Here is an 833-nt window from a genome sequence, read left to right on the forward strand (position 1 = left end):
ATACCACCAGTGACGGAGTTATCTAGGTTATTCTCCAGATCTATTTCATAGCCTGCGCGAAGTTGTGCCCATCCCCACGCGTCGCCTTCGATACCGATGCGTACAAACTGAGTGTCATCATCAAGTTCTTTAAAGCGCTTTTGCGTGGTTAGATCGGCGTCTAAGCTCAGTGCTACGTAGTTACTCACGTAGCCAATCCCAACGGTTGCTTGAGGAGTGAGTTCGTAGGTATAACTACCGAGTTTGGTTTTAATGTCTTGCTTGAACACATCCTTAACGGACAAACCCGCACGAAAGGCTTCGTGATACCAAGCGATGCCAACATCCATATTGAAGGCGTTTTTTGAGACTTCGCTTTTGTCGTAATCTTCAATATCAAAGTCATCAAGCGTTGTACGTTGGGTGTAAGTTTTGAGTTGTTGATATTTAGGTGTGAGGCCAAAGGCGACGGTTTGTCCGCCAAGAGTATAGGTTCTTGATAGAGAGACGCCATATTCTGCGCTGCCAAATGCCGCCAAATTAACTGCCGAATTCAGGTATCGCTCTGCGGTGTTGGTGGCGTCAGAAATATCAGGTGCCGCGAGAATCTCCACATAACCAGCGCTAAAAAGGTTCATTGACATAAAACGTGTTGGTATCGCGATGGCAAAGGTTAATCCACCGTTGATAACGATAGGCACACTGCTATCTAACTGATCTAACAGTCGATTCATTGCAGCTTCGTCTGCGGGAGTGGGTAGTCCCTGAATGCTGTCATACAAATCTTGTACGTCATCGACGGTCGAAAGAGCGTCATCTTCATCGTGAATATTGACGCCAAAGGCGGGGATCAG

General features: G+C 46.8%; 1 protein-coding gene. It reads right to left on the reverse strand.

Features of this window, described 5'->3' with window-relative positions; translation table 11 throughout:
* Positions 1–833, reverse strand: an 833-nt coding sequence (locus tag R8O11_RS26430) for a conjugal transfer protein TraF (RefSeq protein ID WP_318194771.1), incomplete at both ends; no start/stop codon positions are given.

The sequence above is a fragment of the Vibrio sp. 1288 genome (genome assembly GCF_033344475.1).